Below are 7226 nucleotides of genomic sequence, written 5' to 3'. Positions count from 1 at the left end.
CGAGCCTGCGAGGCTGCGTTCGAGGACGCAGTCGTCGCAAATCCTATGCCCGCGGTTTACCTGAAAAAGCGTGTTGCCTGATTTTACGACCGCTTCGCGGCCGAACGCAGCCTCGCAGGCTCGGCAGCTGCTACGGGCGTAGTCCTTCACAGATTTCAAAGTTGTGTAGATACTTATGCCCCCTGGGGAGAGGGTTAGGGTGAGGGGTGGATTTCGGATCAGGAAGCAGCATCCGGGATGTCCCTTAACTGACAGGCATTGGGCCACACGCCCCCAATAATCATTCGACTGCATTCAATCTTCGCCGATCCTCCCGTGGACACCGGGCAAACCTCGCCCGATAACTCCTGGTGAAATACGACGGCGATTCAAAGCCGCAGGCAATGCTCACCTCCAGCACGCTCATGTCGGTCTGGCGCAGCAGCTGCCGTGCTTTCTCCAGGCGCAGGCCCAGATAGAAATTGCTCGGCGTGTCGTTGAGGTGCAGGCGGAACAGTCGCTCCAGCTGGCGACGGGTGACCTTGATCGAGTCCGCCAGCTCTAGAGTGCTCAAAGGCGGTTCGCTGTGCTGCTCCATTTCGCCAATGACATGCACCAGTTTCTTGTTGCTGATGCCGTAGCGGGTGGCGATCTGCATGCGCTGGTGGTCTTTGCGCGGGCGAATGCGCCCGAGCACGAATTGTTCGGAGACCTGGATCGCCAGCTCCGGGCCATGGGCCTGGCCGATCAGGTCGAGCATCAGGTCGATGGACGCGGTGCCGCCGGCGGAGGTGATGCGCCGGCGGTCGATTTCAAAGAGTTCCTGGGTGACTTCCAGCTGTGGATAAGACTCCTTGAAGGCATCGATGGCTTCCCAGTGCAGGGTGACTCGATGGCCTTCAAGCAGCCCGGCCTCGGCCAACAGCACACTGCCGGTGTCGATCCCGCCGAGAGTCACGCCTTCATTGTCGAGACGGCGTAGCCAGTGTTCCAGTGCGGGCGTGGCAAATTTCAGCGGTTCGAAACCGGCCACCACCAACAAGGTCGCACCCTTCTTCAACGGTTCCAGCGCCGCATCGGCATTGACCGACATGCCATTGCTGGCCAGCACTGCCCCGCCGTCGGCGCTCAGCACGTGCCAGCGATACAGCTCGCCACGAAAGCGATTGGCCACGCGCAGCGGCTCGATGGCCGAGATAAAGCCGATAGCCGAGAAACCCGGCATGAGCAAGAAGTAGAAATCCTGGGACATGGAGCGCACTCGGTTGGCGGGTAGCGTGTGGACGTTGATACGCCAGTTGTAAGCGGCATTCAAGAGCGCAGGTCGCTGCAGTGCAAGAGCTGGTCGCCGCTGTGCGCTTTCACGGGCCTTGAGCTGCGTAACTTGGCATCACCGGCGCACGAAGATGCCGGAACCCACAATAACGAACTGCCGAGGAACCCACCATGAAACGACTGATCAGCAGCTGTGTTCTTGCACTCAGCGGTACCGCTTTCTTGAGTTCCGGCGCCATCGCGGCCGACGCCGCCGCGTGCCAGAACGTGCGCATGGGTGTAGTGAACTGGACAGACGTAATCGCCACCAGTGCCATGACTCAAGTCCTGCTCGACGGCCTCGGCTACAAGACCAAACAAACCAGCGCCTCCCAGCAAATCATCTTCGCCGGCATCCGCGACCAGCGCCTGGATATGTTCCTCGGCTACTGGAACCCGCTGATGACCCAGACCATCACCCCGTTCGTCGATGGCAAGCAAGTCAAAGTTCTGCCCGAGCCTAGTCTGAAAGATGCCCGCGCCACCCTGGCGGTACCCACCTACCTCGCGGACAAAGGCCTGAAAACCTTCGCCGACATCGCCAAATTCGAGAAAGAGCTAGGCGGCAAGATCTACGGCATCGAACCCGGTTCAGGCGCCAATACCCAGATCAAAGCGATGATCGCCAAGAACCAGTTTGGCCTGGGCAAGTTCCAGTTGGTCGAATCCAGTGAAGCCGGGATGCTCTCGGCCGTGACCCGTGCAGTGAAACGCAACGAGGCCATCGTGTTCTTCGGCTGGGCACCGCACCCGATGAACGTCAACCAGAAGATGACCTACCTCTCCGGCAGCCAGGACGCTCTTGGCCCGAATGAAGGCATGGCCACGGTCTGGACCGTCACCGCGCCGAACTACGCCGAGCAATGCCCGAACGTCAGCCGTCTGTTGAGCAACCTGACCTTCACCGCCGAAGACGAGAGCCGGATGATGCAACCGTTGCTCGATCACAAAGATGCGTTTGAATCGGCCAAACAGTGGCTCAAGGATCACCCGCAAGACCAGCAGCGCTGGCTTGAAGGCGTGACCACCTTCGATGGCAAGCCGGCTGCCGAAAACCTGAAACTGACCAGCAAATAACCCGACCCGAATCAATCTGCGCAGCGCCAAACGGTTGCGCAGTGACTCACAACGCCTGAAGGAAACCGCCTCATGAACCACGACGTCATCATCACCTGCGCACTCACCGGTGCTGGCGACACGACCGGCAGAAGCCCACACGTGCCAGTCACCCCGAAACAAATCGCCGCTGCCGCAGTGGAAGCCGCCAAGGCCGGCGCCACTGTAGTCCACTGTCACGTTCGCGACCCCGAGACCGGCAAGTTCAGCCGCGACGTGGCGCTGTACCGCGAAGTGATGGAGCGTATTCGTGAAGCCGACGTCGACATCATCGTCAACCTCACCGCGGGCATGGGCGGCGACCTGGAAATCGGCGCCGGTGAAAACCCCATGGAATTCGGCCCGAACACCGACCTGGTCGGCCCGCTGACCCGTCTGGCCCACGTCGAAGCACTGCTGCCGGAAATCTGCACCCTGGACTGCGGCACCCTGAACTTTGGCAACGGCGACACCATTTACGTCTCCACTCCGGCGCAACTGCGCGCGGGCGCCAAACGCATTCAAGAACTGGGCGTAAAGGCCGAGCTGGAAATCTTCGACACCGGTCACCTGTGGTTCGCCAAACAGATGATCAAGGAAGGCCTGCTGGACGATCCGCTGTTCCAGCTGTGCCTGGGCATCCCATGGGGCGCACCGGCCGACACCACCACCATGAAAGCCATGGTCGACAACCTGCCGGCCAATGCGGTCTGGGCCGGGTTCGGCATCGGTCGCATGCAAATGCCGATGGCGGCTCAAGCGGTACTGCTCGGCGGCAACGTGCGGGTCGGGCTGGAAGACAACCTGTGGCTGGACAAGGGCGTGCTGGCTACCAATGGCCAACTGGTTGAACGCGCTTCGCAAATCCTCAGCCGCCTCGGCGCCCGCGTTCTGACCCCGGCCGAGGGCCGGGCGAAGATGGGCCTGACCAAGCGCGGCTAACCCGAACTTACACCTCACCTGTGGGAGCGGGCTTTTGTGGTGAGGGGGCTTGCCCCCGTTCGGCTGCGAAGCAGTCGTAAAACATTGCATGCGGTTTGGCTGACACACCGCGGCTGCAGGTTTTGGGGCCGCTTCGCGACCCAACGGGGCGATGCGGCGTTCCGACAAGCCCCCTCACCACACAAGCCCGCTCCCACAAGGGGATCACCGAATTTCTTCAGGAAGTCACCATGAGCTTTATCACCGAAATCAAAACCTTCGCCGCACTGGGCAGCGGTGTCATCGGCAGCGGCTGGGTGTCTCGCGCCCTCGCCCACGGCCTGGATGTAGTGGCCTGGGATCCGGCGCCGGGCGCCGAAGCAGCCTTGCGCAAACGGGTCGCCAATGCTTGGGGAGCGCTTGAGAAACAAGGGCTCGCACCGGGTGCTTCGCAAGACCGCCTGCGCTTTGTCGCGACCATTGAAGAGTGTGTGAAGGACGCCGATTTCATTCAGGAAAGCGCCCCGGAACGGCTGGAACTGAAACTCGAACTGCACGGCAAAATCAGCGCCGCGGCCAAGCCCGATGCACTGATCGGCTCCAGCACCTCAGGGCTCTTGCCCAGCGAGTTCTACGAGGGTTCGACCTATCCGGAACGTTGCGTGGTCGGTCATCCGTTCAACCCGGTATATCTGCTGCCGCTGGTGGAAGTGGTCGGCGGCAAAAACACCGCACCACAAGCCGTGCAAGCAGCGATGAAAGTCTACGAATCCTTGGGTATGCGCCCGCTGCATGTGCGCAAGGAAGTCCCCGGCTTTATCGCCGACCGCCTGCTCGAAGCCTTGTGGCGTGAAGCGCTGCACCTGGTCAACGATGGCGTGGCGACCACCGGCGAAATCGACGATGCGATTCGTTTCGGCGCCGGTCTGCGCTGGTCGTTCATGGGTACATTCCTGACCTATACCCTGGCCGGTGGCGACGACGGTATGCGGCACTTCATGGCCCAGTTCGGCCCGGCGCTGAAACTACCCTGGACCTACCTGCCGGCACCGGCGTTGACCGACAAACTGATCGACGACGTAGTTGACGGCACCAGCGATCAACTCGGCAAACACAGCATTTCGGCGCTGGAGCGCTATCGTGATGATTGTTTGTTGGCTGTGCTTGAGGCGGTGAAGACCACCAAGGCCAAGCATGGGATGGCGTTTAGCGAGTGATTGGAGTTGGGGGTGGTCTTCATTTTTGCATCAGCCTTGAAATCCACCCCTCACCCTAGCCCTCTCCCCAGAGGGGAGAGGGGACTGACCGCAGTGTTCTTTCGAGGGACTGCGACCTGAGATATCGAGTCGATCTCGGGACTTGAAAACGATACAAATCTGCTCCCTTTCCCCCTCTCCCCCTTGGGGCGGTCCGACGTTTCGGGAGGGCTGGGGTGAGGGGTGGCTCTTGAAAAGCACCCAGATGCTGACCTCTCCCCATAACAAATACATCTGTCGGAACCCACACCATGCCAACCCTCACCACCTACAAAACCACCATCATCCCCGACTGGGTCGACTACAACGGCCATCTGCGCGATGCCTTTTATCTATTGATCTTCAGCTATGCCACCGATGCGCTGATGGATCAACTGGGCATGGACAGCAGCAACCGCGAAGCCAGCGGCAACTCCCTGTTCACCCTCGAGCTGCACCTCAACTACCTGCACGAAGTGAAACTCGGTGCCGAGGTCGAAGTACACACCCAGATCATCGGCCACGACCGCAAACGCTTGCACCTCTATCACAGCCTGCACCTGGTCGGCGCAGAACAGGAACTGGCGGGCAATGAGCAAATGCTGCTTCACGTCGACCTCGCCGGGCCACGTTCCGCGCCATTCAGCGAAGCGGTGCTGAACAAGCTGCTGGCCATCACGGCCCGGCAAGTCGACCTGCCAGAACCCGCCTGCATCGGCCGGGTAATCGGCCTGCCAGCGGAAAAATAACCAACCGAAATCAAGGAGATCGAATGAACACCGCCGCCGCTTTTGCCGACTTCCGCAGTTATCCGCTGATCAGTGCCCTGACCGCCGCGCAAACCCTGGCGGACCGTGTTCAGGTGCAGTGGGCCGATGGCCGATCGAGCCCGTTTCACCATCAGTGGCTACGGGACAACTGCCCGTGCCCGGTCTGCGTCTACAGCGTGACCCGTGAGCAAGTCCTGGAAATCGTCGACGTCGCCGAAGACCTCGCGCCCTTGCTGACCCATATCGATGCCGACGGATGCCTGTGCATCGATTGGCAGGACGGTCACAGCAGCCGCTTCGATCCCGGCTGGTTGCGAGCCCATGCTTATGACGATATATCTCGTGCCGAACGGCGCGCCGGCAGGCCAAAAAGCCAGTTATGGAACAGTGCCCTGAAGCTGCCAGTGTTCGACTATCAAGCCGTGATGGACGATCCCCAGGCGCTGCTGCAATGGCTGCTGGCGCTGCGGGATATCGGCCTCACCCAAGTACGTGGCATGCCCACCGAACCCGGCTCGCTGACACAGATTGCCAAGCGGATTTCCTTTATCCGCGAGAGCAACTTCGGCGTGCTGTTCAACGTGCAATCCAAGGCCGACGCCGACAGCAATGCCTACACCGCTTTCAACCTGCCACTGCACAGCGATCTGCCCACCCGCGAGTTGCAGCCGGGGCTGCAGTTTCTACATTGCCTGGTCAACGAGGCGGACGGTGGCGAGAGCATTTTTGTCGATGGGTTTGCCATCGCCGAAGCCTTGCGCCAGGAAGATCCGCAAGCCTTTCGCAGCCTCTGCGAAATCCCCGTGGAGTTTCGCAATAAAGACCGTCACAGCGACTACCGCTGCCTGGCGCCGATCATTGCGCTGGATGCGCTTGGCCAAGTCAGCGAGATCCGCATGGCCAACTTCCTGCGCGGGCCGTTCGATGCGTCGGCGCAGCAAATGCCCCAGCTGTATCACGCCTACCGCCGCTTTATCGCCATGACCCGTGAAGCGCGCTTCCGCCTGATGACCCGGCTCAACCCCGGCGAGATGTGGTGCTTCGACAATCGCCGCACCCTCCACGCCCGCAACGCCTTCGACCCCACCACTGGGGCTCGGCACTTCCAGGGCTGCTACATCGACCGTGATGAGCTGTTGTCGCGGATATTGGTGTTGCAGCGCTAGACCGCGTCATCGTTCTTCGCGAGCAGGCTCGCTCCCACATTGGTTTTGCGGTGTACACGCAATAGTGTGCTCAATGCACATCCTGTGGGAGCGAGCTTGCTCGCGATAGCGTCCTGCCAGGCAACACACATCGACCTGAATACCCCAATCCCAGACAAAAAAAGCCCCGATCAAGCCGTGACAAGATCGAGGCAGAGGTGTGTTGCTGAGGAGCTTTGCGTGGAGGGTGACCAAACCGTTCGACACATGAGCTGAGGTCCAGTGTGCCCACTCATATCCCCTGTGAGTTAGCCGAAAACGACCTGTTCATAGGTATTGCGGCCATAACGACAAATCGCCCTTGCCGACGCCCCCGAGTGCCAACCAGAATCGAGCCACGACCACACTCCCTGAATAAGGATAAGCGTCATGATGCACGCGGATTTGATTGACCAGGACGACCTGCTGAGCCAATTGAGGGCCTTGGGTTTTGACGTATCCAGCGGCTCGACCGCCGAGCAAGCCTGCGAGTGCGCGGTACGCGGCTTGAGCGATGCGCGGGCCAAGGCACTCAAGGGAATGGTCGAGCAGATGTACACCGGTAGCGCGACGATTCTTCCGGCGGTACGTCAGGCTATCGACCAGCAGTTGTTGCCTGCTTTGGCGCAGTACAAGCAAAGCCGTAGCGCCTGATAGATCGCCTCTACCCGCTAATCCAGGGCAGGAAATGACACCGACCTGTGGCGAGGGGGCTTGTTGTGGCGAGG

General features: G+C 60.6%; 7 protein-coding genes. 6 read left to right on the top strand and 1 reads right to left on the bottom strand.

Going from position 1 to position 7226, the window contains the following annotated elements:
- Positions 1 to 280: 280 nt before the first annotated feature.
- On the bottom strand, positions 281 to 1231 hold the full coding sequence (locus F8N21_RS29470; protein ID WP_150645478.1) for a GlxA family transcriptional regulator: 951 nt from the start codon (positions 1229 to 1231) through the stop codon (positions 281 to 283).
- A 194-nt stretch (positions 1232 to 1425) separates the two neighbouring features.
- Here F8N21_RS29470 and choX point away from each other — a divergent pair, with 194 nt between their 5' ends.
- The 6 genes from choX to F8N21_RS29440 all read left to right on the top strand — a co-directional run bounded on the left by choX (position 1426) and on the right by F8N21_RS29440 (position 7152).
- A complete protein-coding gene (gene choX / locus F8N21_RS29465) occupies positions 1426 to 2370 on the top strand; it encodes a choline ABC transporter substrate-binding protein (protein WP_150645477.1) in 945 nt (314 codons plus the stop codon).
- A gap of 72 nt (positions 2371 to 2442) precedes the next feature.
- Positions 2443 to 3330 (top strand): 3-keto-5-aminohexanoate cleavage protein, encoded by an 888-nt coding sequence (locus tag F8N21_RS29460; protein ID WP_150645476.1) that lies wholly within the window; start codon positions 2443 to 2445, stop codon positions 3328 to 3330.
- Positions 3331 to 3560: 230 nt separating this feature from the next.
- Positions 3561 to 4526 (top strand): L-carnitine dehydrogenase, encoded by a 966-nt coding sequence (locus F8N21_RS29455; protein WP_150645475.1) that lies wholly within the window; start codon positions 3561 to 3563, stop codon positions 4524 to 4526.
- Positions 4527 to 4816: 290 nt separating this feature from the next.
- On the top strand, positions 4817 to 5293 hold the full coding sequence (locus F8N21_RS29450) for a thioesterase family protein (RefSeq protein WP_150645474.1): 477 nt from the start codon (positions 4817 to 4819) through the stop codon (positions 5291 to 5293).
- Positions 5294 to 5316: 23 nt separating this feature from the next.
- Complete coding sequence (locus tag F8N21_RS29445) at positions 5317 to 6480, top strand: gamma-butyrobetaine dioxygenase (protein WP_150645473.1); 1164 nt, start codon at positions 5317 to 5319, stop codon at positions 6478 to 6480.
- Positions 6481 to 6888: 408 nt separating this feature from the next.
- Positions 6889 to 7152 (top strand): hypothetical protein, encoded by a 264-nt coding sequence (locus F8N21_RS29440; protein WP_150645472.1) that lies wholly within the window; start codon positions 6889 to 6891, stop codon positions 7150 to 7152.
- Positions 7153 to 7226: the final 74 nt, after the last annotated feature.

The organism is Pseudomonas fluorescens, from assembly GCF_902497895.1.
Taxonomy (GTDB): Bacteria; Pseudomonadota; Gammaproteobacteria; order Pseudomonadales; family Pseudomonadaceae; genus Aquipseudomonas; species Aquipseudomonas fluorescens_BP.
Note: the sequence above shows the minus strand (reverse complement) of the source record. Positions and strands in the feature narration are given on the sequence as shown.

What these genes read in the sequence shown, in the direction of transcription:
- F8N21_RS29440 (WP_150645472.1), top strand. Translation starts at nt 6,889, where the DNA reads ATGATGCACGCGGATTTGATTGACCAGGACGACCTGCTGAGCCAATTG.
- choX (WP_150645477.1), top strand. Translation starts at nt 1,426, where the DNA reads ATGAAACGACTGATCAGCAGCTGTGTTCTTGCACTCAGCGGTACCGCT.
- F8N21_RS29470 (WP_150645478.1), bottom strand. Translation starts at nt 1,231, where the DNA reads ATGTCCCAGGATTTCTACTTCTTGCTCATGCCGGGTTTCTCGGCTATC.
- F8N21_RS29455 (WP_150645475.1), top strand. Translation starts at nt 3,561, where the DNA reads ATGAGCTTTATCACCGAAATCAAAACCTTCGCCGCACTGGGCAGCGGT.
- F8N21_RS29450 (WP_150645474.1), top strand. Translation starts at nt 4,817, where the DNA reads ATGCCAACCCTCACCACCTACAAAACCACCATCATCCCCGACTGGGTC.
- F8N21_RS29445 (WP_150645473.1), top strand. Translation starts at nt 5,317, where the DNA reads ATGAACACCGCCGCCGCTTTTGCCGACTTCCGCAGTTATCCGCTGATC.
- F8N21_RS29460 (WP_150645476.1), top strand. Translation starts at nt 2,443, where the DNA reads ATGAACCACGACGTCATCATCACCTGCGCACTCACCGGTGCTGGCGAC.